Annotated in this window: 21 protein-coding genes; 10 read left to right on the top strand and 11 right to left on the bottom strand. The window is 67.7% G+C overall.

Features of this window, described 5'->3' with window-relative positions:
- Positions 1 to 41: 41 nt before the first annotated feature.
- On the bottom strand, positions 42 to 884 hold the full coding sequence (locus tag ASF16_RS02220; protein WP_056161980.1) for a ZIP family metal transporter: 843 nt from the start codon (positions 882 to 884) through the stop codon (positions 42 to 44).
- Between the two features lie 124 nt (positions 885 to 1,008).
- Positions 1,009 to 1,905 (bottom strand): dienelactone hydrolase family protein, encoded by an 897-nt coding sequence (locus ASF16_RS02215; protein ID WP_056161977.1) that lies wholly within the window; start codon positions 1,903 to 1,905, stop codon positions 1,009 to 1,011.
- 271 nt (positions 1,906 to 2,176) lie between these two features.
- Between ASF16_RS02215 and ASF16_RS02210 the strand changes: the two genes are divergently transcribed.
- Positions 2,177 to 4,600, top strand: a complete 2,424-nt coding sequence (locus tag ASF16_RS02210) for a GGDEF domain-containing protein (protein WP_056161974.1) — start codon at positions 2,177 to 2,179, stop codon at positions 4,598 to 4,600.
- Here the strand turns inward: ASF16_RS02210 and ASF16_RS02205 are convergent.
- From ASF16_RS02205 to ASF16_RS02195, 3 genes are read right to left on the bottom strand one after another with little or no spacing between them, the layout of a single operon-like run.
- Positions 4,569 to 5,534 (bottom strand): amino acid ABC transporter substrate-binding protein, encoded by a 966-nt coding sequence (locus tag ASF16_RS02205; RefSeq protein ID WP_082516689.1) that lies wholly within the window; start codon positions 5,532 to 5,534, stop codon positions 4,569 to 4,571. The two genes, ASF16_RS02210 and ASF16_RS02205, sit on opposite strands and share 32 nt — an antisense overlap.
- A 5-nt stretch (positions 5,535 to 5,539) precedes the next feature.
- Entirely contained in the window at positions 5,540 to 6,325 is a 786-nt protein-coding gene (locus tag ASF16_RS02200; RefSeq protein WP_056161972.1) for an aspartate/glutamate racemase family protein, read from the bottom strand.
- A 19-nt stretch (positions 6,326 to 6,344) separates the two neighbouring features.
- Positions 6,345 to 7,238: an amino acid ABC transporter substrate-binding protein gene (locus tag ASF16_RS02195; RefSeq protein ID WP_056161970.1), complete on the bottom strand. Its 894-nt coding sequence runs from the start codon at positions 7,236 to 7,238 to the stop codon at positions 6,345 to 6,347.
- Between the two features lie 423 nt (positions 7,239 to 7,661).
- Between ASF16_RS02195 and ASF16_RS02190 the strand changes: the two genes are divergently transcribed.
- A complete protein-coding gene (locus ASF16_RS02190; protein WP_056161969.1) occupies positions 7,662 to 8,876 on the top strand; it encodes a D-amino acid dehydrogenase in 1,215 nt (404 codons plus the stop codon).
- Between the two features lie 85 nt (positions 8,877 to 8,961).
- Here ASF16_RS02190 and ASF16_RS02185 read toward each other — a convergent pair whose 3' ends face one another.
- From ASF16_RS02185 to polA, 3 genes are all read right to left on the bottom strand, one after another.
- Complete coding sequence (locus tag ASF16_RS02185) at positions 8,962 to 9,888, bottom strand: LysR family transcriptional regulator (RefSeq protein ID WP_056161967.1); 927 nt, start codon at positions 9,886 to 9,888, stop codon at positions 8,962 to 8,964.
- Positions 9,889 to 10,018: 130 nt separating this feature from the next.
- The gene (gene yghU, locus ASF16_RS02180; protein WP_056161965.1) at positions 10,019 to 10,918 is read right to left on the bottom strand and encodes a glutathione-dependent disulfide-bond oxidoreductase; all 900 of its coding nucleotides are present in this window, start codon (positions 10,916 to 10,918) and stop codon (positions 10,019 to 10,021) included.
- A gap of 683 nt (positions 10,919 to 11,601) precedes the next feature.
- Entirely contained in the window at positions 11,602 to 14,478 is a 2,877-nt protein-coding gene (gene polA / locus ASF16_RS02175) for a DNA polymerase I (protein WP_082516711.1), read from the bottom strand.
- Between the two features lie 54 nt (positions 14,479 to 14,532).
- Between polA and ASF16_RS02170 the strand changes: the two genes are divergently transcribed.
- From ASF16_RS02170 to ASF16_RS02155, 4 genes are all read left to right on the top strand, one after another.
- A complete protein-coding gene (locus ASF16_RS02170) occupies positions 14,533 to 14,892 on the top strand; it encodes a hypothetical protein (RefSeq protein WP_056161963.1) in 360 nt (119 codons plus the stop codon).
- 100 nt (positions 14,893 to 14,992) lie between these two features.
- Complete coding sequence (locus tag ASF16_RS02165; RefSeq protein ID WP_056161961.1) at positions 14,993 to 15,943, top strand: homoserine kinase; 951 nt, start codon at positions 14,993 to 14,995, stop codon at positions 15,941 to 15,943.
- Positions 15,944 to 16,254: 311 nt separating this feature from the next.
- A complete protein-coding gene (locus ASF16_RS02160) occupies positions 16,255 to 17,103 on the top strand; it encodes a BPSS1780 family membrane protein (protein WP_056161959.1) in 849 nt (282 codons plus the stop codon).
- Entirely contained in the window at positions 17,054 to 17,932 is an 879-nt protein-coding gene (locus tag ASF16_RS02155) for an iron dicitrate transport regulator FecR (protein WP_056161956.1), read from the top strand. Before ASF16_RS02160 ends, ASF16_RS02155 begins: the two co-directional genes overlap by 50 nt.
- A gap of 260 nt (positions 17,933 to 18,192) precedes the next feature.
- Here the strand turns inward: ASF16_RS02155 and ASF16_RS02150 are convergent, their stop codons facing one another.
- Positions 18,193 to 20,436: a PhoX family phosphatase gene (locus ASF16_RS02150; protein WP_056161954.1), complete on the bottom strand. Its 2,244-nt coding sequence runs from the start codon at positions 20,434 to 20,436 to the stop codon at positions 18,193 to 18,195.
- Positions 20,437 to 20,757: 321 nt separating this feature from the next.
- Here ASF16_RS02150 and ASF16_RS02145 point away from each other — a divergent pair, with 321 nt between their 5' ends.
- From ASF16_RS02145 to ASF16_RS02130, 4 genes are all read left to right on the top strand, one after another.
- On the top strand, positions 20,758 to 21,972 hold the full coding sequence (locus ASF16_RS02145; protein ID WP_056161951.1) for an imelysin family protein: 1,215 nt from the start codon (positions 20,758 to 20,760) through the stop codon (positions 21,970 to 21,972).
- Between the two features lie 2 nt (positions 21,973 to 21,974).
- Positions 21,975 to 23,465 carry a di-heme oxidoredictase family protein gene (locus ASF16_RS02140; protein ID WP_056161948.1) on the top strand — a complete coding sequence of 497 codons (1,491 nt, stop codon included), beginning with the start codon at positions 21,975 to 21,977 and terminating at the stop codon, positions 23,463 to 23,465.
- Positions 23,462 to 24,583, top strand: a complete 1,122-nt coding sequence (locus ASF16_RS02135) for an imelysin family protein (RefSeq protein ID WP_056161945.1) — start codon at positions 23,462 to 23,464, stop codon at positions 24,581 to 24,583. The genes ASF16_RS02140 and ASF16_RS02135 overlap by 4 nt, the downstream gene beginning before the upstream one ends.
- Before the next feature lie 67 nt (positions 24,584 to 24,650).
- Complete coding sequence (locus ASF16_RS02130; RefSeq protein ID WP_235507226.1) at positions 24,651 to 25,745, top strand: DUF1513 domain-containing protein; 1,095 nt, start codon at positions 24,651 to 24,653, stop codon at positions 25,743 to 25,745.
- A 91-nt stretch (positions 25,746 to 25,836) separates the two neighbouring features.
- Here ASF16_RS02130 and ASF16_RS02125 read toward each other — a convergent pair whose 3' ends face one another.
- Together ASF16_RS02125 and ASF16_RS02120 are read right to left on the bottom strand one after the other, a co-directional pair.
- Complete coding sequence (locus ASF16_RS02125; RefSeq protein ID WP_056161941.1) at positions 25,837 to 26,106, bottom strand: hypothetical protein; 270 nt, start codon at positions 26,104 to 26,106, stop codon at positions 25,837 to 25,839.
- 10 nt (positions 26,107 to 26,116) lie between these two features.
- The gene (locus ASF16_RS02120; RefSeq protein WP_235507225.1) at positions 26,117 to 26,884 is read right to left on the bottom strand and encodes an OmpA family protein; all 768 of its coding nucleotides are present in this window, start codon (positions 26,882 to 26,884) and stop codon (positions 26,117 to 26,119) included.
- Positions 26,885 to 26,892 lie beyond the last annotated feature (8 nt).

Raw genomic sequence — 26,892 nt, 5'->3', positions numbered from 1 at the left:
AATGCACATTGCCTCTGTGGGCCCCGTGCAGGGGCCCAGGCTCAATGCCCGTGCGCCGCGCCGCTCACCAGCGTGACGATGACCATGCCCGCGATCAGCCAGGCGATCTGCGCCACGGTTTCGCGCGCGGTCAGGCGCTTTTGCAGTTGCGGGATCAGGTCGGCCAGGGCCACGTAGACAAAGCTGCTGGAGGCTACGGCCAGAAAGTACGGCAGCAGGTCCTGCAGCTGCCCCACCAGAAAGTAGCCGACCACGCCGCCCAACGCCGTCACCGCGCCTGCCAGGGACACCTTGACCAGCGCCATGCGCCGGTTGGGGCTGGTCTGGCGCAGCACCACCAGGTCGCCCATGTGGTGCGGCACCTCGTGCGCCAGCACCGACACGGCGGCGATCACGCCCAGGCGGATGTCGGCCAGGAAGGCTGATGCGATGAGGATGCCGTCGCCAAAGCAATGCACGCTGTCGCCCGTCAGCACCGCCCAGCCGCCAGCGCGCGGGCCATGGTGGTGGTCGTGGTGCGCATGGTCGTGGTCGTGGCTGTGCTCAGCGCCGCCGTGCGGGTGCGCGGGCACGGCGGCCTGTGCGCCGTGGCTGTGCTCGTGCCCGTGGTGCCACAGCTCGGCCTTGTCGAGCAGAAAGAAGAACACCACGCCCACCAACAACGTGGCAAACAGGTCGTGCGCGCCGGCCTGGCTCTCGAAGGCTTCGGGCAGCAGGTGCATGAAGGCCGTGGCCAGCAGCGCGCCGGCCGCCAGGCTCAGCAGGTGCTGGGGGCCCACGCTGTCCGAACGCCCGCCCAGGCCCAGCCGCATCAACAACGCGGCCAGCCATACGCTGCCAATGCCTGCGGCCAATGTGGCCAGGATGATTGCTATCAAAGTCATAGCTTCTTGTGCTTTATGGATCAGCGCCAGCGCGTATTTTCTTTCAAATGTCCGTGCCCTGCCGCAGGGGTAAAAAAAGCCGCCCCTCGGGGCGGCTTCGGCTGCGGCAGATGGGCCGTGGCTGTCACACCACGCCGTTTTTGCTGAACCAGGCCAGCGCCCGCTTCCAGCCGTCTTCGGCCGCTTCCTTGCGGTAGCTGGGGCGGTAGTCGGCATGGAAGGCGTGGGGCGCGTCAGGGTACACCACGAACTCCGATGCCTTGGCCTGCGGCGAACCACCGGTCAGGGCAGCTTTCATCTTATCAACCGTGTCAAGGGGGATGCCGGTGTCTTTTTCACCGTACAGCCCCAGCACCGGCGCCTTGAGGATGGGTGCGATGTCCACCGGGTGCTTGGGCGTGAGGTCGCTTGCCTGGCCCACAAGGCGGCCGTACCAGGCCACGCCGGCCTTCACCGGGCCGTGGGCTGCGTACAGCCAGGTGATGCGGCCACCCCAGCAAAAGCCGGTGATGCCTACGCGCGCGCCGTCGCCGCCGTTGGCCGTGGCCCAGGCCACGGCGCCGTCCAGGTCGGCCATCACCTGGGCATCGGGCACCTTGGAGACGACTTCGGCCATCAGCTTCGCGACGTCAGTGTATTGCGATGGGTCACCCTGGCGCGCATACAGCTGCGGCGCGATGGCCAGGTAGCCCGCCTTGGCAAAGCGGCGGCAGGTGTCGGCGATGTATTCGTGCACGCCGAAGATCTCCTGGATCACCAGGATCACCGGCAGGCCCGTCTTGCCCGCAGGCGCGGCGCGGTACGCCGGCACCTTGAAGCCATTGACCGTGAAGCTCACCTCCCCGGCCGTGAGGCCGTCGCTGGGCGTGGCGATGGCCGTCTGCGCCATGATGGGCGCGGCAGCGGCGGCGTAGCCCAGGCCCAGTGCGGCTTGCAGCGCGGTGCGGCGGGTGGCGCCGGACTCGGTGGTGCGGCCGGGCAACAGTGCGTTGGCGTCGGAATGGAGGTCTTCAGTGAGCATCGGTTTCTCCAGGAATTGAAACAAAGACAGACAACAGAACCTGTTCTCAGGAACGGCCCCGCAGTCTAGGGGCTTTATGCAACGGCTGCAGCGCAGGTTGGAACTCTGGGGGAATTAATGGATGACACGCCCCGAACTTTCTGCGAACCTGTCCAGGGTTTGACCGGTCCGCCCGCCATGCCGCACCATGCAGGTGCACGTCAGCACCCGCGCAACGGCCCATCGCCCCCCGTGCCCCGCCCTGCGTCCGCCAACCTGGGACCCACCGACCATGACCGCTGCCCCACCGCGCGAAGAACCTGTGGCACCCCTGGTGGCCGCAGTGTGCGGTGTGTGCCTCGCCATGGGGCTGGGCCTGCTGGCCTGGGCGCTGGCCAGCCACACCCTGACAACGCCCGTCCTGGCCGCGTTCGTCGTGGCCGGCCTGCTGCTGCTGGTGATCGCTGGCCTGCACTGGCGCCTGGCGCGGCGCACGCAGCGGCTGCAGGCGGATGCCGATGCTGCGCTGCAGGCAGCCCAGCGGGCCAGCGCGCAGTTGCTGGCCACGCTCGACATCCTGCCCGACGGGCTGGCCATCTACGACGCGGACGACCGCCTGGTGCTGTGCAACGCGCGCTACCGCGAGGTGGCGCCGGGCACCGACATGCCGCTGGCCTATGGCACCCGCTTCGAAGATGCCTTGCGCCGCGCCGCCAGCTCGGGCCAGATCATGGATGCCGTGCCGGACGTCGAGGCGTGGCTGGCCCGCCGCCTGGCGCGCCACCGCGCACCCACCGGGCCCGAAGTGCAGGAGGTGCGCGGCGACCGCTGGATGCAGCTGACCGAGCGCACGCTGGACGGCGGCGGCGTGGTCGTGCTGCGCAGCGACATCACCGACATCGTGCACAAGGAGCGCGCACTCAAGCAGGCGCTGCAGCACGCTGAACGCGCCGAGCGCAGCCTGCGCGAAGCGGTGGATGCGATGCCCGCGGGCCTGGAGATCTACGACGAGAACGACCGGCTGGTGCTGTGCAACGAGCACATGGCCCGCCTGCGCCCGCAGGTGCCGGTGCAGGCCATGCTGGGCCGCACCTACGAAGAGCTGCTGCGCGAAGGCCTGCGCCACGGCATCCCCGAAGAGGCCGCGGGGCAGGAAGAGCTGTGGCTGGCGCACGAGCTGGCGATCCGCGGCCACCGCCCCGGCCCCGAGGTGCGCCATTACCCCGGGGGCGCGTGGATGCACATGCACGAAAGCCGCACGCCATCGGGCATGACGGTGTGCGTGCGCCTCAACATCACCGACCTGATCGAGCAGCGCCAGGTGGCCGAGGCCGCCCGCCAGGAGAGCCTGCGCATCCGGCAACTGCTGGAGCGTGCCGTCGAGGCGCTGCCGGTCAGCATCGAGATCTTCGACGAGCAGGACCGGCTGGTGCTGTACAACCAGCAGCTGTCGCGCATGTACCCGCACATGAACTACGCCGAGCACCTGGGCAGCCACTTTGCCGACATCCTGCGGCATTCGGTGGACCGGGGGCTGATACCGTCCGCCCACGGCCGCGAGGAGGCCTGGATCGCCGAGCGCCTGTCCGAGCACGGCAGCCGCACCTCCACGCTGGTGCAGCGGCTGGCCGACGGCCGCTGGATCAACATCTACGAGACCCGCACACCCGAGAACTATGTGGTGGCGGTGCGCCTGGATATCACCGACCTGATCGAGCAGCGCCAGGCGCTGGAGGCCGCGCAAGAGGCCGCGCACTCTGCGCGCGAACTGCTGCAGGACGCGGTCGAATCGCTGCCCGAGGGCTTTGCCCTGTTCGACGCGGACGACAAGCTCGTGGTGTGCAACGCCCAGTACCGCAAGCTCTACCCCATCTCCGCGCCGATGATCGTGGCGGGCAGCACCTTCGAGCAGATTGCGCGCTACGGCGCAGAGCGCGGGCAATACCTGGACGCCGTGGGCAACGAGGAGGCCTGGATCGTGCAACGTGTCGCCGACCACCGCGCCGCCAGCCAGGCCGCTCTGCAGCGCCTGCCGGAGGGGCGCTGGCTGCAGGCCGACGAACGGCGCACACCGCAGGGCGGCATCGCTGGCGTGCGCACCGATGTGACCCAACTGGTGCGCAAGGAGCAGGAGCTGGCGGCCGCCAACGAAAAGCTGGCCCTGCTGTCCACCACCGACGGCGTCACCGGCATCGGCAACCGGCGCCGCTTCGACGAGCGGCTGGCCACCGAATGGCAACGCTGCGGCCGCCACCGGTCGCCGCTGGCGGTGGTGCTGATCGACATCGACCACTTCAAGCTCTACAACGACCACTACGGCCACATCGCGGGCGACGAGTGCCTGCGCCGCGTGGCGCAGCTGCTGCAGGCCACCATCCGCCGGGCCGACGAGGTGGCCGCGCGCTATGGCGGCGAGGAGTTCGTGCTGCTGTTGCCCGACACCCTGCTGCCCGATGCCGCCACCGTGGCCCAGCGCTGCATGGACAGCCTGCGCGCCGCCGCCCTGCCCCATCCGCGCTCGCCCACGGCCGCCATGCTCACGCTGAGCCTCGGCGTGGCCAGCGTGGTGCCCCAGCCCGATGCAGGCTCCGACACCCTGGTGCAGGCCGCCGACGCCGCGCTCTACCGCGCCAAGCGCGCGGGACGCAACCGGTTCGAGGTGTTCGCGCCGCCGCCCGCCGCACTCACTGCGGCACAAAGTCCGACGGGTACTTGAGCGAATCCACCAGCAGGTGCGGCATGCGCATGTGCAGGTTCAGCCCGTGGGGCGGGATGGGCGCGGTGAACCACTTGTCGTACAGGCGGTGCAGCTCGCGCGCCTGGATGAGCCGGCGCAGTTCGGCATCCACCACGGCCTTGAGTTCGGGGTTGCCGCGCTCGAACGCGATGGCGTAGGGCTCGATGGTCATGGGCTTGCCGATGACTTTCAGGTCCTCCGGCCGGCTGTGGCTGGCGCGCAGGCCGAACAGCAGCACGTCGTCCATCGCAAAGCCTTCGACCTTGCCATCGACCACCCAGCCAAAGCCTTCGGCATGGTCCTTGGCGGGCTTGATCTTGACCCGCACCGATTTGGCCGCGGCCTCGCGCGCCAGGGAGTCGATGTTGGTCGTGCCCACGGTGGATGCCAGCGTCTTGCCATCGAGGTCTTCGATGCGCGAATACGGCTTGCCGCTTTGCACCACGATACGCGACGAGGCGATGAAGTGCGCGATGGTGAAGGCCACGCGATCACGGCGTGCCGCGGTGTTGGTGGTGGAGCCGCACTCCAGGTCCACCTCGCCCTTCTCGATGGCGTCGAACCGGTTGCCCGACGTGACCAGGCGGTAGGCCACCCGTGGCGCGGGCAGCTTGAGGTGGCGGCCCAGCGCCTGCGCGACCTGCAGGCACACGTCCACGCTGTACCCCATGGGCGTGCCATGGGCCACGTACGACATGGGCACGGACGACTCGCGGTGCCCGATGACCACCGTGCCGGTGGTGCGGATGCGATCGAGCGTGCGGCCTGGGGCCTGTGGTGCCGTGGAACCCCCTGCCACTACGCCCGCGGCAGGCTGGGCCTGAGCAGCACAGCCGGCCCAGGCCATAGCCAGCGCGGCACAGAGCGCTGCGGGTCTCAGCGGCTGCCGCAGGCCGGGAACGAAGTGGCGCATGGTGTTCAGCCCCGGCAGGATGCGGGCTGCGCCGCATCGCGGTAGGCATGCCGCGCCAATGCGCCGGCCAGCACCAGGGTGGGGTTGACCAGCGCCACACCCGGCAGGCGCGGGCTGTCGTTCAGCGCCAGCGGGATCTCGGTGCAGCCCATGATGAGCGTGGACACGTTGTGGCGCTGCTGCAGGGCCCGCGACACGGATTCGAAGCGGTCGCGCGCGAGGCGGTAGTTGCCGGCCTTCACGCCGTCGTAGATGCCCTGCATCAGCACGTCCTGCTCCGCCGCCGTGGGCACGAAGCACTCGATGCCGCTGCGTGCCAGCTCGCGCTGGTACAGGCCCGCGTCGTAGGCACCGCGGGTGGCCAGCAGGCCCACTCCCTGCACCTGTTGGGCAGCCAAGCCCGCCACCACCTCCTGCATGCCGTGCAGCACCACCATCTGCGGAAACCGCTGCTGCAGCAGGCCATGCCAGGCGTGCGCCGTGTTGCAGGCAATGGCCACCACGCGCGCGCCAAGCGCGGCCAGGCGGCCGGTGGCCTGCAGCATGGGCTCGGCCGGCTGGTGCGCGCCCTCGCGGGTGTCGTTCAGCGCCGCCGTGCGGTCCGGAATGGGCACCTGGGCCAGCCAGTGCTCGGGGTAGGCCTGGTCGTGCACGGGGATGCCCAGGGCACCCATGCGGTCGGTGCAGGCCTGCACGAACAGGCGCACGAAGTCGGCCCCCGCGGCAGGGCCCATGCCGCCGAGGATCCCCACCACCTGGGGCTGCGGGCTGTGGCTTGCAGACACTGGCATGCGCGCTCCGGTCCGTGCGTCAGATGGCGGGCTTGTCGCTCTGCGCGGCCAGGTTGTCGCGCAACTCCTTGCTCATGGGCAGGCTCAGGTTCTGGTTGCGCGGGGGGACGGGCGAGTTGAACCACTTGGTGTAGAGCTTGTCGAAGTCGCCGGACTTCATCATCCCGCCGATCACGCCGTTGACCAGCGCCTGGAATTGCGGGTCGTCCTTGCGCAGCATGCAGGCATAGGGCTCGACCTGCAGCGAATCGCCCACCACCGTCCAGTCCGCCGGGTTGCGCATGTTGCCCATCAGGCCGAACAGCAGGATGTCGTCCATCGCGAAGGCCTCGGCGCGGCCGCTGTCCACCAGCAGCACGGCGTCGTCGTGGTCCTTGCCCAGCACGATGTCCATGTCCAGGTTGTTGTCGCGGTTGTACTTGCGGATCACCTGCGCGTTGGTGGTGCCCGAGGTGCTGGCCACCTTCTTCTTGGCCAGGTCGGCGTAGTTCTTCACGCCCGACGATTTCTTGGTCAGCAAGCGCGTGCCGGTGTAGAAATAGTTGATGGCGAACTGCACGTCCTTGCCGCGCGTGCTGTTGTTAGTGGTGGAGCCGCACTCCAGGTCGATGGTGCCGTTTTGCAGCAACGGAATGCGGTTTTGCGACGTGACGGCCTGCAGGTCCACCTTCAGGGACTGGTTGTTCACGCGCTTTTTCACCGCATCGACCACGGCGTTGGTAATGTCCACCGCAAAGCCCACCGGCGCACCCGGGCCCGCCAGGTAGCTGAAGGGCACCGACGACTCGCGGTAGGCCACAGTGATCTTGCCCGACTCGGCCACCTTCTTGAGGGTGTCGGCCTGGGCCACAGTGCAGGCCAGGAGGCCGGTGGCAACAACGAAGGCGGCGGAGGTGACGGCAGAGAGCTTCATGGAAATCCCTTTGTGCAAAACAATGAGCAGTGAATGGACGTGGTGCGACCGAAAAAAGCCGGGGGGGGCCGGATCACACTGACACAGAAAACATCCAGTGGCCGTGTGAACCGGCAAATGCAAAAAACCGGAACGCAGGTGCACTGTAGGAACTTGCGCTTCCCTTGAACAATTCATTTGCACAGGTAGGCCATGACCAAAAGTTATGCCGCCAGTTTGGTGCAGGCAGCCGCACCATCCAAGTGCCATTTCACGCGCCCGCAGGCCCACCTTGCGCATCCGCGCACCGCTTCGGGCGGCGCACATAACTTCCCGGCATGGCCACCGGCGGCATTGGCATTGTTCAGGCGAGGGCCCGCGCCCTACAGTGGCCTCAAGTCCCGCACCCCATCCTCCAACCCCTTCACCCCCCAGTCCCACCCAATGCAGGTATGTGTTCTCGGCGCAGGCATCGTTGGCCTGGCCACAGCGTACGAACTCCACCAGCGCGGCCTGGCCGTGACCGTGATCGACCAGGCCCAGCCCGGGGCGGGCGCCAGCGGCGGCAACGGCGCGCAACTGAGCTACAGCTACGTGCAGCCGTTGGCGGATGCCGGCATCTGGCGCCAGTTGCCCAAGCTGCTGCTGTCGCCCCGGTCGCCCCTCAAGCTACGCCCGCAGTGGGATGTGCACCAGTGGCGTTGGGGCCTGGAATTTCTGCGCGCTTGCAACCGCCGCACGTCGGAGCAGAGCACCCGGCAATTACTGGCCCTCGCTGCGCTGAGCCGCCATCACTTCGACGCCATGCTGCAGACAGAAGCACTGGACTGCGACTTCTCGACCACCGGCAAACTGGTGCTGTACGACACGCCTGCAGGCCTGGCTGCGGCAGGCCGGCAGATGGAACTGCAACGCCCCTGGGGCAGCCGGCAGGAAGCCGTGTCTGCACAGCGGTGCGTGGAGATAGAGCCGGCCCTGGCCCACTACCAAAGCCGTATTGCAGGCGCTATCCACACGCCCAGTGAATGCGCTGCCGACTGCCTCAAGGTCTGCCTGGGCTTGCAACAACGGCTGGCGGAGCGCGGTGTGCGCTTTGTGCTGGGTGCGCGGGTGCACGGCTTTGCGCGCGAGGGCCGGCGCATCGTGGCCGCCCGCACCAGCGCCGGTGACGTCGAAGCGCAGCAGTTCGTCCTGGCCCTGGGCAGCGCCAGCTACCAGGCCGCGCAGACGCTGGGGTTTCGCCTGCCGGTCTACCCGCTCAAGGGCTACAGCATCACCCTGGACACCACGGACGCACCCGGCACTGCTCCACACGTCAGCGTGACCGACGCGGCGCGCAAAGTGGTGTTCGCGCGCATCGGCCGGCGCCTGCGTGTCGCGGGCATGGCAGAGCTGGTGGGCCACGACGACAGCATCCCGCCTGCGCGGATCGATAGCCTGTGCAAAGCCACCAGCGCCGTGTTTCCGGGCTGCAGCAACTTCGGGCAGCTGCGCCCCTGGACGGGCATGCGCCCGGCCACGCCCACCGGTGTGCCCATGGTGGGGCACCACGCCAGCGCCCCTGACAACTTGCTGCTGAACACCGGGCACGGGGCGCTGGGCTTCACGCTCGCGTTCGGCACGGCGGCGCAGGTGGGGCAATGGCTGGTGCCTGCCTGACGTTTCTGCCGTCTCGCCCTCCTCCGCATCACATCGACATCCACACCACGGACACTGTGTTCCGAGGCGATGCGGAGCGACCAGGTCACTCGACCACCGGCACGCCCACAGACTCCATGGTCTCCGCCACCGCCTGGCGCATGCAGCGCGTCATGGCGCTCGCCAGCAGCGAGCTGGGCCGGTTGACAGTGCGCAGCGACTTGATGGGCACGGCGATGTGGGGCGCCAGCGCCAGCACATCGACCTTGCTGCGATCCGCCGATGCGGCAGTGCATGCATCCACCACCGCCACCGCATGCCCGTGGTGCGCCAGTGCCAACGCCGCGTGGTACGTCTGCACCGTGATGGCAGTGTTCAAGCCCACGCCTGCTTCGCGACACGCATGGCTGACCACCGTGCCGATGGGGTCGCGCACATCCAGTCGCACCACGGGCGTCTCCGCCAAGTCGGCCAGATGCACGGTGCCGGACTGCACCAGAGCCGCATTGAGCATGCCCTTGGGCGCCACGCACAGCATGCGCCCATCGGCCAGATGCTCCTGCGTGAGCGAGGGGTGCGCCACGGCGCTGAACACAAAGCCCACGTCGGCCTCTTGCAGCACCAGCGCCGAGATGATCTGCGGCGAGTGCAGCGCGTCGATGGTGATCACCACATCCGGGTGGGCTTGGCGAAAGAACCGCAGCGCGCGCGGCAGCACTTCATAGCTGAGTGCCAGCACGCTCAGGATGTGCAGCTCGCCTTCGCGCTGGTCGCCCTTCAGGCTGTTGGCCAGCCGCTGCACGTCGTCGAGCTGGGTGAACAGGCGCTCGATGTGCGGGTACAGCGTCTGCGCCTCGGTGGTGGGCACCAGGCGGCCCTTCAAGCGATTGAACAGCGGAAACCCCAGCTGCAGTTCGGCGTGGGCCAGGATGCGGCTGACCGCGGGCTGGGTGACGTTGATGAGGCGGGCCGCCGCGCTCACGCTGCCGGTGAGCATGACGGCGTTGAAAACTTCAATGTGGCGAAGGCGCATGGCGAGACGATGCAAGGAATGGGCCGGTTGCGCAATCCTTGCATGTCCGCATTGCGGAGCCATGCGGTAGCGGCGCGTCGGCCAGAGAGGCTCCACGGCTATCGTTATGGCCGATGCCAGCCCCTGGCGCTCACTGTGCGGGCGAGGAGCCCGAGGCAGCGTCCAGCTTGTCCTGCGTCTTGGTATCGAAGTCGCTGGCGTCATGCCGTTCGCGCAACTGGCCGGCCGTGTCGCCCGTGACACGATTCACCATGCGTCCACGCTGCACCGCCGGGCGCTGCGCCACCTGCTCGGCCCAGCGCACCACATGCGTGTATTCGTGCACCTGCAGGAACTCGCCGGACTCGTACGCCTGGCCCCTGACCAGCAACCCGTACCAGGGCCAGATGGCGATGTCCACCACCGTGTATTCGCTGCCGATCAGGTACTCGTTGACGGCCAGCCGCTGGTTGAGCACATCGAGCTGGCGCTTGACCTCCATCGCGTAGCGGTCGATCGCGTACTCGATCTTCATGGGCGCATAGGCATAGAAGTGGCCGAATCCGCCGCCCAGAAACGGCGCGCTGCCCATTTGCCAGAACAGCCATGACAGGCATTCGGCCCTTGCAGCAACGTCCTTGGGCAAAAAGGCGCTACCGAACTTCTCGGCCAGATACATCAGGATGGCGCCGGACTCGAACACGCGCACCGGGTGGGCGGCATCGCTGCGGTCCAGCAGCGCGGGGATCTTGGAGTTGGGGTTCACAGCGACGAAGCCGCTGCCGAACTGCTCACCCTGGTTGATACGGATCAGCCACGCGTCGTACTCCGCACCGCTGTGGCCCAGGGCCAGCAGCTCTTCCAGCATGATGGTCACCTTGACGCCATTGGGCGTGCCGAGCGAGTACAGCTGCAGCGGGTGTTTGCCGACGGGCAACTCCTTGTCATGCGTGGCACCTGCGATGGGCCGGTTGATGCTGGCGAACTGGCCGCCGCTTTCCTTGTTCCATTGCCAGATGGGGGGTGGGGTGTAGGGGGTAGTGTTGGACATTCAGGGGCTCCAGGAATGGGTGGGCAGAGGCGGCGTGATCGAGCGATGAACCAGTTTAGCGATGCGATGGATGGAACGCTGGGCATTGCAGAATGTCCGGCAAAACGGCTGAACCATGAGGGAGCGCTGGATCGGTCCTATGCCCCGGTCAGGTCGATCCTTGGCGGACCTCAATAAAACCTTGGCTCCACGACCTGACGTCGTCTATCGGACGAAGTGCACAGCCCATACGTGCCCACGTCACATGTCTGGAGTCATGGTCACCGACGGTTCAACAAGCGTGCGGATAGCGGCCAAGCTAAGAACGCTGACACCAGACCGAGCGGCGAAAGCATGATCTGGCTACCCATGACACTTACATCATGAATTCCTAGCAAGCGCCCCATCCCGCGTGGAGCAAGAACAAAGGTTGCGCCTGCGATTGACATCGTGAACAGCAAGAACGCGATCTGGGGCGCCACTCCGCGCTTGAAACGCCAGAGCAGTAACGCACCCACCAACCATGGGGGGAGCATTACCCAAAGAGCGAGAACGATGAACTCAACACCTGTCATTGCACCTACGCTCCTGGCCGAACTCCGGCTTTCTTGCCGGCCAGTTCGTTACGACCGGATCAGGCACTTGCGGTTCTTAACGTCAAAAGCCAGTAGCTTCCAATCTTGGCGACATGATCGTCCCCGACATCAATGCGCCTTGTCCCAGTTCGGCCCCACACCGACTTCGGCCAGCAATGGCACCTTGAGATCCGCCACTTCCGCCATCAACCGCGGAATGTGCGTGCCAACCCACTCCACTTCCCCTTCGGGCAGTTCGAACACCAGTTCGTCATGCACCTGCATGATCATCTTGATGCCCGGCTTGTTCGCATCCAGCTCCTGCTGCACCGCCACCATCGCCTTCTTGATCAAATCCGCCGCCGTGCCCTGCATCGGCGCGTTGATGGCCGCCCGCTCAGCGCCGCTGCGGCGCGGGCCGTTGGGGGAGTTGATCTCGGGCAGGTACAGGCGGCGGCCGAAGACGGTCTCCACATAGCCCCGCGCCTTGGCGGACGCCTTGGTTTCGTCCATGTACTGCTTCACGCCGGGGTAGCGCTGAAAGTACCGGTCGATGTAGGCGGCTGCGGCCTTGGTCTCTATGCCCAGGTTCTTGGCCAGGCCGAAGCTGCTCATGCCGTAGATGAGACCGAAGTTGATGACCTTGGCGTAGCGGCGTTGTTCGCTGCTTACCTGGTCGACCTCCACCCCGAACACCTCGGCGGCGGTGGCGCGGTGCACGTCCAGGCCGTTACGAAACGCGTGCAGCAGCGATTCGTCGCCGCTGATGTGGGCCATGATGCGCAGCTCGATCTGGCTGTAGTCGGCGCTTGCGATCACGCTGCCCGCCGGCGCCACGAAGGCCTCGCGCACACGGCGGCCTTCGACGGTTCGGATGGGGATGTTCTGCAGGTTGGGGTCGTTGCTGGACAGGCGGCCGGTGATGGCCACGGCCTGTGCGTAGTGGGTGTGCACGCGGCCGGTGCGCGGGTTGGCCAGCTGGGCCAGCTTGTCGGTGTAGGTGCCTTTGAGCTTGGACAGGCTGCGGTGCTCCAGCAGCTTGGCGGGCAGGGGGTAGTCCTCGGCCAGCTTTTCCAGCACTTCTTCGTCGGTGCTGCGCGCGCCGGTGGCGGTCTTCTTGACCACTGGCATGCCCAGCTTGTCGAAGAAGATTTCTCCGAGCTGCTTGGGGGACCCCAGGTTGAAGGGCTGGCCCGCGATCTCGTAGGCGTCCTGCTCCAGTTTGAGGATGCGCTGGCCCAGTTCGTGGCTCTGGTTGGCCAGCGTGGCGGCGTCGATCAGCACGCCGTTGCGCTCGATGCGGAACAGGGTTTCGCTGCTGGCCATCTCCAGCTCGTAGATGCCGCGCAGTGGGCCTTCGGCTTCGAGCATGGGCCAGAGCACGCGGTGCACGTCCAGCGTCTGGTCGGAGTCTTCGCACGAGTAGGCCGCCGCCTTGTCCACCGCCACCTGGGCGAACGGGATCTGGTGGGCGCCCTTGCCGCACAGGTCTTCATAACTGATGCCGCTGCGGCCGGTGTGGCGCTCGGCCAGGCTGGCCAGGCCGTGGGGCTTGTGCACTTCGAGCACGTAGCTTTGCAGCATGGTGTCGTGCGCGTAGCCCTGCACGTTGATGCCGTGGTTGGCGAACACATGGCGGTCGTACTTGATGTGCTGGCCCAGCTTGGGGCGGCTGGCGTCTTCGAGCCAGGGCTTGAGTTTGGCCAGCACCTCGTCGAACGGCAATTGCTCGGGTGCATCGGGCCCGGCGTGGCGCAGCGGAATGTAGGCGGCGGCACCGGGCTCCACGCTGAAGCTGATGCCGACGATCTCGGCGCGCAGTTCGTCGAGCGACGTGGTTTCGGTGTCGATGGCAGCCAGTTCAGCCGTCTGCAGCTTAGCCAACCAGCGGTCGAAGTCGGCCCAGGTGAGGATGGTTTCGTACGACACCTCGCGGCCCTGCGCAGCCTCGGCCACGAAGGTCGCCTCGGGAGATTCGAAGAGGTCGCCGCTGGCGCCCGGCAGTGTGACCTTGGACTTGGAATTGGCCTTGGCGTCCGCAGGCGCGTTGGATTCCAGCGCGCGGGCCAGGCCCTTGAAGCCATACTTTTGATAGAAGTCGCGCAGCGGGGCGGCGTCTTCCTGGCGCATGGCGATCGCATCCATGGCAGGCAGGCCGTCGACATGCCCGGCCAGGTCGCAGTCGGTCTTGATGGTGACGAGTTGCCGTCCGGTGGGCAGCCATTGCAGCGCGCCGCGCAGGTTCTCGCCCGCCACGCCCTTGATCTCGCCGGCGCGGGCGATGAGGGCATCGAGCGAGCCGTATTCGCCCAGCCACTTGGCAGCCGTCTTGGGGCCGACCTTGGGCACGCCGGGCACGTTGTCCACCGTGTCGCCCACCAGGGTCTGGTAGTCCACCATCAGTGATGGCGGCACGCCGAACTCGGCCGTCACGCCCGCCACGTCGCGCTTCTTGCCGTTCATGGTGTCGATGATGGTGATGTGCTCGTTCACCAGTTGCGACAGGTCCTTGTCGCCGCTGGAGACGATCACCTCCACGCCCTGCGCCGCCGCCACCGCGGCCAGCGTGCCGATCACGTCGTCGGCCTCCACGCCGGGGACGCAGACCACGGGCCAGCCCAACAGGCGCACGACCTCGTGGATGGGCTCAATCTGCGCGCGCAGGTCGTCGGGCATGGGGGAGCGCTGCGCCTTGTACTCGGGGTACAGGTCGTCGCGGAAGGTGGGGCCGCTTGCATCGAACACGCAGGCGGCATAGCCGGACGGGAATTCGCGCCGCAGCACCTGCAGCATGTTGATCATGCCGCGGATGGCACCGGTGGCGGGGCTTTCCGGGTCGCCCGGCACCGCGCGCAGGTCGGGCATGGCATGGAAGGCGCGGTACAGGTAGCTGGAGCCGTCCACCAGCACCAGCGTCTTTTTGCCGCCAGACGGTTGCGCGGCGGAGGTCAGCGTGCCTTCAAGGGCTGTGGCGGAGCTGGGGGATGCAGAGGATTCTTCGGTCATGGGCGAATTGTGCACGCGCAGCCCGGCCACGGCCGGCGCTCTACAATCCCGCCCATGCGCGCTGTACACCTCCTTTTGCTGCTGGCCATGGCCTCCAGCCCCGTCCTGGCCCAAACTACCAGTCAAACTGCCCCACAGGGCACGGCAGACAAGCGCGAGGCGCTATCAGAACCAGAGCAGACCGGTGGACGCGGCAATCAGCGCACCGAGCGCATTCAGATCGAAGACGCCGGCAGCCGGGTCGACGAGCTGCGCGTGGGCGGCCAGACGCAGACGATTTCGGTGCAGCCCAAGGCTGGCAACCTGCCCAGCTACGAAGTGCAGTCGCCCGATGGCGCCCGCAGCCGCGCTGGCAGCAACAGCGGCGCCGAGACGACCACCGGCCCGCGCGTGTGGAACGTGCTGAAGTTCTAAACAGCACTTACTGCGCCTCTTGCGCCGCAGTCACCCCCGGGGCGTACCGCACGCCCCGCTACCCCTCTCGTCAGTCCTTCACCTTACGCACCCCTGAGCGATGGCCGTTTTTACCGAAGTCTCCAACACCGAGGCGCAAGATCTGCTGCGCCGTTTGCAACTGGGTGAGCTGGTAGAGCTGCGCGGCATCGAGGGCGGCATCGAGAACACCAACTACTTCTTGACCAGCGACCAGGGCCAGTTCGTGCTGACGCTGTTCGAGCGCCTCACGGCCGAGCAGTTGCCCTTTTACCTGCACTTGATGAAGCACCTGGCGCACGGTGGCGTGCCGGTGCCCGACCCGCGGGCCGACAAGGATGGCGACATCCTGCTGTCGGTGTGCGGCAAGCCGGCCGCGGTGGTCAACAAACTGCGCGGCAAGAGCCAGCTGGCGCCACAGGGCGTGCACTGCGCGGCCGTGGGCACGATGCTCGCGCGCATGCACCTGGCCGGGCGCGACTTCGAACGGCACCAGCCCAACCTGCGCGGCCTGCCCTGGTGGAACGAGACCGTGCCCGTGGTGCTGCCGCACATCGGCGAATCGCAGGCAGCCTTGTTGCGCTCCGAACTGGCCTACCAGAACCACGTGGCTGCGGGCTCTGCCTACGCGGCGCTGCCCAGCGGCCCCGTGCATGCCGACCTGTTCCGCGACAACGTGATGTTCGAGGGCGAAGAGCTCACGGGCTTCTTCGACTTCTACTTTGCGGGTGTGGACACCTGGCTGTTCGACCTGGCCGTGTGCCTGAACGACTGGTGCATCGACCTGCCGACCGGCCGGCACGATGCCGAACGCGCCGCCCGCATGCTGGACGCCTACCAGGCCGTGCGCCCGTTGACCGCCGCAGAGCGCGAGCTGCTGCCCGCGATGGCGCGCGCAGGGGCCCTCAGGTTCTGGATCTCGCGGCTGTGGGACTTCCATCTGCCGCGCGAGGCCGCCATGCTCACGCCGCACGACCCCACGCACTTCGAACGCGTGCTGCAGGACAGAATTGCACGCCCGCTTCATCTGTAGCCCCATTGTCTGAGCCCCACTGCCCTTCACACCAAGCCGAGTCGCCGCTGCGCAGGGCCTGATGCGCGGCCACGCCACCGCGGCACCCCCCGCATTGGCAGCCCACTGGCCACACACCGGCTAGCCGTCCCCACGCCCACAGATCCACCTCGCAGCCCGTACCCTGGACACCCTTCATGGCGCCCGGATTGGGGCACTGGGGTAAATTCAGCCCTGTTCTTCTCCCACCACCGCTTTGCCGCGGGCCCCGGCCAGGGCGGTGGGGGATGGCACAGGCGGGCGCAGGTCCTCTTTTCTTCCCGATTGCATTCATGAAACTCCACATCGTTCCCGCCCGCACCGGCATGACCTGGGTCAAGCTGGGCGTCCGCGCGTTCTGGCGGCAGCCCATGGCGCTGGCGGCGCTGTTCTTCATGACCATGGCGGCCATGTCGCTGGCCACACTGATCCCGCTGGTGGGGCCGGCCATCGCGCTGGCGCTGCTGCCATCGGCCACGCTGGCGATGATGGTGGCGGCGGCCGAGGCCACTCAAGGGCGCTTTCCCACGCCGGCCGTGCTGCTGGTGGCGTTTCGCACCGGCCAGCAGCGGCTGCGCGACATGCTGGTCCTGGGCGCGCTGTACGCCGTGGGGTTCCTCGCGGTGATGGGGCTGTCGGCCCTGATCGACGGCGGGCAGTTTGCCAAGGTGTACCTGGGCGGCGCACCCCTGACCAAGGAGATGGCGGAAGACGCGGCCTTTCAGAGCGCCATGTGGACGGCGATGCTGCTGTACCTGCCGCTGTCGCTGCTGTTCTGGCATGCACCCGGGCTGGTGCACTGGCACGGCGTGCCGCCGGTCAAGGCGCTGTTCTTCAGCATCGTGGCCTGCCTGCGCAACTTTGGCGCCTTCATGGTTTATGGAGTCGGGTGGCTGGGCGTTTTCCTGCTGGGCGGCGTGGTCGTGACGCTGGCGGCAGCGCTCCTGGCTGCGATGGGATTGAGCGGCGCGGCCTCCGGTGGTGTGATGGTGGGTGCCGCGATGATGCTGGCCGCCATGTTCTTCACATCGGTCGTGTTCACCTTCCGCGATTGTTTCGAGCCGCCCCACCACCCCTCTGACGAGGCCACCCATGAAGCCCCACCGCCCCCGCCCTCCGATCCAGCTGCTGGGTCGCACTGAAGACGAGCTGGCCTGGCACCGGCGCCGCAGCCTGCTGCAGGCGGCCGCGCTCTGGGTGGCCGGTGGCGGCTGGACGGCCGCCCAGGCCCAGTCGCGCAGCAACATCGTGGAGCTGCGCGGCGACGTGCGGCGCAACGGCGAGGCGCTGACCCCGCAGCACACCATCACCGCGGGAGACCGCATCGAGACCGGCCCGGGCGCCACGGTGGTGTTTGCCGTGGGCGACGGCGCCTTCCTGGTGCGCCAGAACTCCCACGTGGCGCTGGAGGGCGACACGCCCACCGCCGTCAAGGTGCTGCGCCTCATCAGCGGCGCCGTGGCCAGCGTTTGGGGCAAGGGCGCCGACCGCAAGGTCATCCTGCCCACGGCCACTGCGGGCATCCGCGGCACGGGGGTGTATGCCGAGGTCTTTGCGGACCAGGGCAACCGGGGATATTTCTGCAATTGCTACGGCATCGTGGACCTGGCCACCGGCGGCGAGAGCGTGGTGAGCGAGGCGTCCTACCACCAGTCCTTCTGGGTCGAGAACGCGCCGCGCAATGGCCGCCTGCTCACGCCCGCTGGCGCCATCAACCACACGGACGAGGAGATGGAGTTCCTGGCCAGCCTCATCCAGCAGCGCACCGCCTGGCAGATTGCGGGCCGCAAGGGCAGCAAGGACGGCACCGGGCAGATGGGCTACCCCGCAGCGCCTGGCGGGAGCAGCGCATCGCCTGCACCGGCGGGGTCCGCGCCAGCGTCCTCACCGGCGTCAGCGCCTCCAGCGACGCCAGCACCCGCGCCAACGTACCGCACCCGCCCCCCGTCACCCTACGGCTCCGACTACTGAGACAGCGGCGCCCGGGGCCGTCACTGCTCATCACTGCCCATCAGTGACATGAGGGACATCAGTGGCATCAGTGGCATCAGTGGCATTGGTGGTCATGAGTGAGCATCACTACCCGACACTGCGCCTTGCTGCAAATCACTGCAAATCACCGCCAATCACAGCCCTTCAGCGGTGCCAGAACGCAAAAAGGCCGGCCCCATGGGGCCGGCCTGAACGGTCGATGCGAACGCGCGAGAGGTCAGCCCTCCCGCACTCCGACCTCAGGTACCGATGTTGCCGCCGTCGTTCTTCGTGATCACGATGGTGGCGGAGCGGGGACGTTTGCCTGCGCCGTAGCCGGCGTTGGCAGGCCACTGGCTCTGGAACTTGGCGGGGTCGCCCAGGTTTGCCATTCCGGTGGATTCGCCCGGGTGCTGAATGTTCACGAAGATCGTCTTGCCGTCCGGCGTTTCGGTCAGGCCGGTGATCTCGCAGCCCTTGGGGCCCACCAGGAAGCGCTTGAGCGTATCGGCCGTGGCCGCCTTGCCCACGGGCGTGACGACGTCGAACTTGCTGCCGTCGGTCTTGGTGTACGTCAGCGTCTTCTTGCTGCCGTCGCCCACCTGGCCGGGCACGGCCGCCATCATCATGCAGTTGCTGACGTCGGTGTAGGCACCGTCATCGGTCTGGATCCAGCAGATGCCCGTGGCCTTGCTGAAAGCCAGGCCGTCGGGGCTCGAGAAGTCCTGCTCGTCCGTCAGGGCCGAGATGTTGATCAGCGTCTTGTCGGCACTGGCTTCGGCGCCGAACAGGTACACGTCCCAGGTGAAGGCCAGGACGGACGTGCCTTCCTTCAGGCGCACCATGTGGCCGTTGGGGTTGCCGTCCTGCTTGGTGGTGCCCTTCATGTCGGTGTAGGCACGGGGGTTGGCCGCGTCAGGCAGGTACTGGCCGCTACCGGGGTTGGCGCTGCGGGCGCTGTTGTTGGTCAGCGTGAAGTACACCTCGCCATTGGCGGGGTTCACGGCGTTCCACTCGGGGCGGTCCATCTTGGTGGCACCCACGGCGTCGGCGGCCAGGCGGGTGTTGATGACGATGTCGGCCGCATCGGCGAACTTGTAGGTGGTGTAGCCGCTGATGGCGGTGTTGGTGAGCGACAGCTCCACCCAGCTGCCGGTGCCGTCGGCGTTGAACTTGGCTGCGTACAGCTTGCCGCTGTCAAGGTACTTGTCGCCAATGGCCAGGCGGTCGTTGGCGTTGGCATCGGCCGCGTTCCACGTAGCGGTGGACACAAACTTGTAGATGTACTCGCCGCGCGAGTCGTCGCCCATGTAGATGGACAGCGGCTGGCCGGCCACCACCTTGCCGAACGCTGCGCTCTCGTGCGCGAACCGACCCAGACCCGTGCGCTTCTTGGCCATGCGGGTCTTGTCATAGGCGTCGATCTCGACGATGTAGCCCATGCCGTTCATCTCGTTGCGGTAGTCGTCCGTGCCGTCCACCGACGTGCCGGTCTTGCTGTTGTTCCAGCGCTGATACTTGTCGTCGGCGCCGCCGCTTTCCCAGCCGTGGCGCGATGCAGCGCCCTGGGTGCGGCCATAGCGCTTGAGGGACGTCACGCTCTTGTCGTTGCTGCGCGCTGCGTCGTCCGCGGCGCCGCGGGTGAAGTAGCCAAACCAGTTTTCTTCACCGGTCAGGAAGGTGCCCCAGGGCGTCTTGCCCGTGCCACAGTTGTTCAGCGTGCCGCGGGTGGTGGTGCCGTTGGGCGAGAACTTGGTGAACAGCTGCGAATTGCCGCGCGCCGGGCCCGAGATCTCGATGGGGCTGAGCGACGTGAGGCGAAAGTTCAGCGCAGAGTTCTGCGCGTAAGCCCACTTGCCACCCGACTTGGCCACTTCGATCACGGCGATGCCGTGGATGGCTGTTTCCTTGTCAATTTCCGCTGCGGGGCGGGGCAAGGTGGTGGTTCCGCCGTTGGCGTGCAGGAAATACGAGGACAGCTTCTCGTCGGTAGTCGCTTCGTGGTTGATGGCCAGCAGGCCGCGTTCGGTGGCGTTGTCGTTGCGCTTGCTGTCGGCGCCCAGGCCGAACCATTCCATGCCGTCATGGTGGTCGCCAGCGCGCTTGTCGAAATCACCGTCGGTGCCGTCGTTCTTGTACGCGGCCACGCCAGCGGCGATGGGGTCGCCCAGTGCGAAGATCACGCTGGCGGTGTAGCCCGCAGGCACGGCCAGCACGTCGGCCAGGCTCTTGGGCACAGCGCCGAAGCCCAGCAGCTTGGGGCCTGTGGGCGGTGGCGTCACGGGCGGAGGCGTCACCGCGGGGTCGTCGCTGCCGCCGCCGCAAGCGCTCACGCCAAAGCCGGCCAGCATGGCGGTACCCGCGGAGCCCACGCTGCCACGCAGCAGGCCACGGCGCGACAGGCGGGCACCCAGCACCGACTCGAACGTGGGGTTGGCGGAGGTGTTGGCGTTCTCGTTGTTGAAGTCAATGGCCTGCTCGGGCGCATCCACACGTTGAGTCATGGGGTCTTCCTCGGGGGGTTATTGGTTACAAAGCCTGTGGAGCGTAAAAACCGCAGGTGACATCGCCGTGAAGCTTTTGCGTCGGTTTTGTGACACCCGATCCCGGCTGCGCGCAAGGGGATTGGGTCGAATACGAATCACTACCATTTGTATAATTTCGGCTCCCACCGCCCACCCAGCCACTACCGCGCCCCAGCACCGACCGGTGCGCGGGCTCACCCAGCCAAGTGCGGCCTCTCCGTTCCCGCCATCCCCTCGCGGTGCCACGCCCGGCCACAGGCCGCCCGTGCGGCAGCCTGCGCGATTCCTTGGAGACCCTGCATGACGTTCCCCTCCCTGAAGACTTCCCTGCTGGTGGCCGCACTGTCCGCCTGTGCATACGGCACTGGCGCGGGCGCGCAAACCGCTGCCCCTGCAGCAGCACCCTCGCAGGCCCAAGCACAGCAGGCCGTGACGAACCAGGCCGTGGCCGCGCACTACGCACAGCTGGTGCACGCCAACTACGCCGACGCGCTTGCCAGCGCCCAGGCGCTGCGCGAGGCCGTGGCGGCCTTCACCGCCAAGCCTTCGGCAGACACGCTGGCCGACGCCCGCAAAAAATGGCTGGCCGCGCGCGAGTTCTACGGCCAGACAGAGGCCTTCCGCTTCTACGGCGGCCCCATCGACAACGACAACGGGCCCGAGGGCCGCATCAACGCCTGGCCCATGGACGAATCGTTCGTGGACAGCGTGCAGGGCAAGACCAATGCGGGCCTCGTGAACAACCGCAAGTTCGTCATCAACAAGAAAAACCTGTCGGCGCAGAACGAGCGCGGCGGCGAGGAGAACATCGCCACGGGCTGGCACGCCATCGAGTTCTTTCTGTGGGGCCAGGACCTGTCCGAGACCGGCCCGGGCGACCGCAACTTCGAAGACTTCGTGGACGGCAAGGCCCCCAACGCGGACCGCCGCCGCCAGTACCTGACCGTGGTGACCGACCTGCTCATCGACGACCTCACCTCGCTGGTGAAGGCCTGGGCGCCCGACACCAAGAACAACTACCGCAGCAAGTTCGCGCGGGGCGGCCAGGAGTCCGTGCGCAAGATGCTCGTGGGCCTGGGCTCGCTCTCGCGCGGCGAGCTGGCCGGCGAACGCCTGGAAGTGGCCCTGAACAGCCAGGACCAGGAAGACGAGCACTCGTGCTTTTCGGACAACACCCACCGCGACGCGGTGACCAACGCCAAGGGCATCCAGAACGTGTGGCTGGGCGAGTACCAGCGTGCCGACGGCAGCGTGGTCAAGGGCGCATCGCTGCGCGACCTGGTGGCCGCCAAGGACGCGGCGCTGGCCGACAAGACCACCAAGCAGATCGCGGCCTCGGTCGCTGCCGCTGAGGGCATCCAGGCACCGTTCGACCGCGAGATCATCGGCGGCAAGGACGCGCCGGGTCGCCAGCGCATCCAGAAGACCATCGACAGCCTCACGCAGCAGAGTAAAGACCTGGTGGCCGCAGCCAACGCGATCGGCATCACCAAACTGACCCTGGTCCAGCCTTGAGCATGAAGCCTGCGCAAGCCATTGCCCGCCGGCGCACCGTGCGCCTGGCAGCAGCCAGCATCGGCATCGTCGCAATCGCCGGCTTCGGCGGCCTGGGCCTGCAGTCGTTGACGGCGGCGCCCCAGCCTGACCCGCTGGGCGAAAAAACCGGCGGCGAAACCACCGTGTTCGCCACCGGCCGCAATGCCTTCTCGTTCCCGGCCGCCAACCTCACCGATGAGGAGCGCACGCGCTTCGTCATCGGCAACTCGTTCTTCCGGCGCAACTGGGTGGAGGCACCTGCGTCCACCAAAGCCCGCGACGGCCTCGGCCCGCACTTCATCGCGCGCTCGTGCGGCGGCTGCCATGTGCAGGACGGCCGGGGCGAGCCGCCAGCGATCTTCAACCGCCTGGGCGAAACGAAGGACCCTACGGTCGCACTGCTGATTCGCCTGTCCATCCCCGGCACCGACGTGCACGGCGGGCCGGTGCACGACCCGGTGTACGGCGACCAGTTCAACAACGCGGCCATCCATGGCGTCAAGCCCGAAGGCCGCGTGACCCTGCGCTACGACACCATCAAGGGCAAGTTCGCCGACGGCACGCCCTACACGCTGCAAAAGCCCATCTACGGTTTTGCCGACCTGGGCTACGGCCCCCTGCACAAGGACGTGATGACGAGCCCGCGCATTGCGCCGCAGATCATCGGCGTGGGCCTGCTCGAAGCCATTGCCGAGGCCGACATCCTGGCCAATGCAGCCGACCAGGCCGCCGCGCCCGGCCCCATCAAGGGCGTACCCAACAAGGTGTGGGACGGCCCTGCCGGCCGCATGATGATCGGGCGCTTCGGCTGGAAGGCCAACGTGGCCACCATTGCACACCAGACGGGCGGTGCCTTCCTGGGCGACATGGGCATCACCTCGCGCCACTTCGCGCAAGAGGCCTGCACACCCACACAAAAGGACTGCTTGGCCGCCCCCAGCGGCAAGAGCGGTGGCGACCAGGGTCAGCCCGGCGTCGAGATCGACGACAAGACCCTGGCCGACGTGATCTTCTACCAGGCCACGCTGGCCCCGCCCGCGCGCCGCAACATCAACGATGCACAGGTGCTGCGCGGCCAGGCATTGTTCAGCCAGGCCCAGTGCGCCACCTGCCACCGCCCGAGCTACGTCACCCAGGAGGGGCCTTTCCCGCAGCTGACGAGCAAGGCGCTGAGCGGGCAGCGCATCTTTCCGTACACAGACCTGCTGCTGCACGACATGGGCGAGCGCCTGGCCGACGGCCGGCCCGACTTCGGTGCCAACGGCCGGCAGTGGAAGACGCCTGCGCTGTGGGGCACGGGCCTGATCAAGGACGTGAACGGCCACACCCGCCTGCTGCACGACGGCCGCGCGCGCGGCGTACTCGAAGCCGTGCTGTGGCATGGCGGCGAGGCCGAAGAGGCCAAGGACCAGGTGCTCAAGATGAAGAAGGCCGACCGGGACGCGCTTGTGAAATTCGTGGAGTCACTATGAAGATCAACACCTTGCGGCGCATGCTGCGCGCCAGCCTCTGGCTGACGGCCCTGGCCCCTGCAGTGCTGCCTGCGGTGGCACAAGCGCAGGTGCCCGCCGCTGCCCCAGCCTGGCAGCGCAACGCCGTGCCGTTCTACGACACGGTGCATGCCCTGCAAGGCATCTACGGCCACTGGGCCCTGCCACGCGCACAGGACTTTGACCGCGATGCCCGCGCCCTGGTGCCCGCCGTGGCTGCGCTTTGCCAGGCCCCGGCAGCAGACGGCAAGGCCGCGCTCGAATCCGCACGCACCGCCTGGCAGGCCACGGCCCGCTCGTGGGAGCAGCTCGCCGCTGTGTCGGTCGGCCCGGTCATCGCACGCCGCAGTCAGCGCTCCATCGACTTCACGCCCACGCGCCCCGCATTGATCGAAAAAGCCATCGCCACCCAGCCCCAGGGCGCCAAGGCCTTCGAGCGCATCGGCACGCCCGCCAAGGGCCTGCCCGCGCTGGAATGGCTGCTGTGGACGCGCCCGGCCCAGCCCGGCAGCCCCGCCTGCAGCTACGCGCACGAAGTGGCCCAGGACGTGGCGCGGGAATCGGCCGCCCTGGCCAAGGCCTACGCCGACGCGGCGACCACCGACTGGGGCGCCGAGGACGAGCAGGAGCAGTCCACCCAGGCCATCAGCGAATTCGTGAACCAGTGGGTGGGCGGCATCGAGCGCCTGCGCTGGGCACAGATGGACAAGCCGCTGCGCGCAGCACAGGGCACGCGCACACCCGACTACCCCCGCACCGCCAGCGGCAACACGCTGGCGGCCTGGGCGGCCACCTGGGGCGGCCTGCGCAGCGTGACCACCCTGCCCGCCAGCGCCGAGATACCGGCGGCTGGCGAGGCCCTGGTGCCTCTGGAGATGTACTTGCGCGGCAAGGGCCTGAACCCGCTGGCCGACAAGCTGCGCCAGGCCACCGACAAGGTCGACGCGTCGATGGCCCAGGTGCAGAAGTCTGGCCTGCAGAGCAAGGCGGCCATCCAGCAGACGGCCAAGGACCTGACGGCGCTGAAGTTTCTGGCCGAATCCGAAGTGGCGCCTGCGCTGCAGGTGAGCATCGGGTTTTCGGATGCGGACGGTGACTAGTAAACACAACCCCTGCGCGCAGCCAGCGCCCCCCTTGCTCGGGCAGAACCGGCGGCAGGTGCTGGCCATGCTCGCTGGCCTCAGCGCGTGGACGGTGCTGCCGCGCAGCGCATGGGCCAGCACCGGCGCAGGCGGCCCTGCAGGCATCTCGCTCGCGGCTGCCTGGGAGCGCGAGGGCAGCTTCTACATAGGCTCGCTGTCAGCGCACGAAGGCGCGGGCCAGGCCCTGCAGGTGCGCGCTGCGATGGAGGTGCCGACCCGCGCCCATGGCCTGTGCGTGCTGCCCGGCGGCGCGGTGCTGGCCGTGTCCCGCCGACCGGGCGACTGGATGGTGCACTGGCAGCCAGGCCGGGGCAGCCGCCCACCCCTGTGGCTGTGGCAGGACGGAGAGCGCTCCTTCAACGGCCATGCACTGTGCAGCCCGGACGGCCAACGCGTCTACACCACCGAAACCGATACGGAAACCGGCCAGAGCTTGATCGGCGTGCGGCATGCCGCCACGCTGCAAAAAATCGCCGAGTGGCCCACCCACGGCATCGACGCCCACGAACTGATCTGGGACACCGGCAGTCGTGGCGCGCCCACGTTGATCGTTGCCAACGGCGGCGTGCCCACATCGCCTGAAACGGGCCGGGTCAAGCGCGATCTGGACACCATGGATTCGTCTCTGGTACGGCTCGACGGCCGCAAGGGCGACCTGCTGGGCCAATGGCGGCTGGAGGACAAACGCCTGAGCCTGCGCCACCTGGCGTGGAGCCCCGATGGCAAGACATTGGGGATTGCCCTGCAGGCCGAGCATGGCGACAGCGCCGCGAAGGCGGCGGCGCCCATCCTGGCGCGGTTCGATGGACGCCAGCTGACGCCGCATGCGGCGCCGCGGTCGCTGTATGGCTACGGTGGCAGCATTGCCGCAACCCGCGCTGGCTGGGCGGTGAGCTGCCCCCGGGTCGACGGCGTGGCGCACTTCGCGGCCGACGGCACCTGGCGCGGACTGATTCCGCTCGAAGAAGTATGCGCGCTGGCCGCCGATGCGCAAGACCAGCTCTGGGCGGCAGGGCTCACGCGCACGCTGCAGGACGCGCAGGGGGACCGCCCTGTCGCGCATCCGCATGCCCACGCCCTGGCCGGTGCGCGTATGGACAACCACTGGGTGCGTCTCTGACGACGCGGTTGTGAACCGGCGGCTGCTACGGCCTCTGCTTCAGACGGAATCACCGCGCTGCACCGCGCCAAACAGCCCTCAGTTCATCCGCTCACTGCCGGCCGCCCCGAAACAGAAAGTACCCCATCACGCAGGCGCCCACCACGGCCAGCATGCGGGCGATCCACGGTGCGACCAGCCAGGCGCCCACCACGCCGGTCACACGGCCCCACACCTGGGGCGACTGCAGGGCGCTGAGCGGCTTCTGGCCGCCCGGGCCCAACTCGCCATGGGCCGAAGCGATGGGGTAGCCGCACCCCGGACAGGCCACGGCCAGTGAGGACACCTGTCGGTTGCAGTCGGGGCATGTGATCAACGCCATAAGCTCTCCTTCATGAGGGGACGCCACCCGCCGGTGGCTCGATCAATATCTGCACGCGCCGGTTGCGCTGGCGGCCCGCGGGGTCGTCCTGGCCGTCCGGCGTGGTGTTGGCAGCCACAGGTTCGCGCTTGCCGCGCCCCTGGGCTGCGGCACTGCGGCCCGTGCGCTCTTGCAGTGCATGCGCCACTGCCTGAGAGCGGCGCTGCGACAGCGTGTCGTTGTAGTCATCGGAGCCTTTGCTGTCGGTGTGGCCCACGACGCGCAACGGCGCGCTCGGATAGCTCTGGATCAGCTCTGCCGCCTTCTGCAGCGTGGGCAGCGCATCAGGCCGCAGGGTGGCCTTGTCAAAATCGAACAGCACGTCGGCAGGCAGGTCGATGGAGATCGCTTGCTGCGCGGTAGGCCGCGCATGGAGCTCTGCGAGCAAGCTGCGGGTGATGGCCAGCCGCTGCGGCGGCACCTCTGCCTGCCGCAGCAGCGTCGTCTGCGGCTGTGCTGCAGCCGCCAGCGAGGTGGCGGGCGCTGCGGCCTGGAGTAAGGTCTGCCGCGATGAGGCGCCGAGCGCTCCCTGCCCATCTACCGGGCTGAGCCGTGTGGCGGGTGCTGCGGCAGCCGGCCGCAATTGCGTGGGCAAGTCTTTCAGCGACCGGCCGCTGCGCACATCAGCGCCTCGCACCTGCTGTGCCCAACCCACCGACGGGGTCATCAGCAGCGTTGCCACAAGCCCCACTGCCACCGACGCAAGCACCAGGCCTTGCGAGACTGCATTGGATCGCACACACCCCA

Source organism: Acidovorax sp. Leaf78 (assembly GCF_001422735.1).
GTDB lineage: Bacteria > Pseudomonadota > Gammaproteobacteria > Burkholderiales > Burkholderiaceae_C > Acidovorax.
Note: the sequence above shows the minus strand (reverse complement) of the source record. Positions and strands in the feature narration are given on the sequence as shown.

Coding starts and splice junctions, on each gene's coding strand:
- ASF16_RS02220 (WP_056161980.1), bottom strand. CDS start 884: ATGACTTTGATAGCAATCATCCTGGCCACATTGGCCGCAGGCATTGGC.
- ASF16_RS02215 (WP_056161977.1), bottom strand. CDS start 1,905: ATGCTCACTGAAGACCTCCATTCCGACGCCAACGCACTGTTGCCCGGC.
- ASF16_RS02210 (WP_056161974.1), top strand. CDS start 2,177: ATGACCGCTGCCCCACCGCGCGAAGAACCTGTGGCACCCCTGGTGGCC.
- ASF16_RS02205 (WP_082516689.1), bottom strand. CDS start 5,534: ATGCGCCACTTCGTTCCCGGCCTGCGGCAGCCGCTGAGACCCGCAGCG.
- ASF16_RS02200 (WP_056161972.1), bottom strand. CDS start 6,325: ATGCCAGTGTCTGCAAGCCACAGCCCGCAGCCCCAGGTGGTGGGGATC.
- ASF16_RS02195 (WP_056161970.1), bottom strand. CDS start 7,238: ATGAAGCTCTCTGCCGTCACCTCCGCCGCCTTCGTTGTTGCCACCGGC.
- ASF16_RS02190 (WP_056161969.1), top strand. CDS start 7,662: ATGCAGGTATGTGTTCTCGGCGCAGGCATCGTTGGCCTGGCCACAGCG.
- ASF16_RS02185 (WP_056161967.1), bottom strand. CDS start 9,888: ATGCGCCTTCGCCACATTGAAGTTTTCAACGCCGTCATGCTCACCGGC.
- yghU (WP_056161965.1), bottom strand. CDS start 10,918: ATGTCCAACACTACCCCCTACACCCCACCCCCCATCTGGCAATGGAAC.
- polA (WP_082516711.1), bottom strand. CDS start 14,478: ATGACCGAAGAATCCTCTGCATCCCCCAGCTCCGCCACAGCCCTTGAA.
- ASF16_RS02170 (WP_056161963.1), top strand. CDS start 14,533: ATGCGCGCTGTACACCTCCTTTTGCTGCTGGCCATGGCCTCCAGCCCC.
- ASF16_RS02165 (WP_056161961.1), top strand. CDS start 14,993: ATGGCCGTTTTTACCGAAGTCTCCAACACCGAGGCGCAAGATCTGCTG.
- ASF16_RS02160 (WP_056161959.1), top strand. CDS start 16,255: ATGAAACTCCACATCGTTCCCGCCCGCACCGGCATGACCTGGGTCAAG.
- ASF16_RS02155 (WP_056161956.1), top strand. CDS start 17,054: ATGAAGCCCCACCGCCCCCGCCCTCCGATCCAGCTGCTGGGTCGCACT.
- ASF16_RS02150 (WP_056161954.1), bottom strand. CDS start 20,436: ATGACTCAACGTGTGGATGCGCCCGAGCAGGCCATTGACTTCAACAAC.
- ASF16_RS02145 (WP_056161951.1), top strand. CDS start 20,758: ATGACGTTCCCCTCCCTGAAGACTTCCCTGCTGGTGGCCGCACTGTCC.
- ASF16_RS02140 (WP_056161948.1), top strand. CDS start 21,975: ATGAAGCCTGCGCAAGCCATTGCCCGCCGGCGCACCGTGCGCCTGGCA.
- ASF16_RS02135 (WP_056161945.1), top strand. CDS start 23,462: ATGAAGATCAACACCTTGCGGCGCATGCTGCGCGCCAGCCTCTGGCTG.
- ASF16_RS02130 (WP_235507226.1), top strand. CDS start 24,651: ATGCTCGCTGGCCTCAGCGCGTGGACGGTGCTGCCGCGCAGCGCATGG.
- ASF16_RS02125 (WP_056161941.1), bottom strand. CDS start 26,106: ATGGCGTTGATCACATGCCCCGACTGCAACCGACAGGTGTCCTCACTG.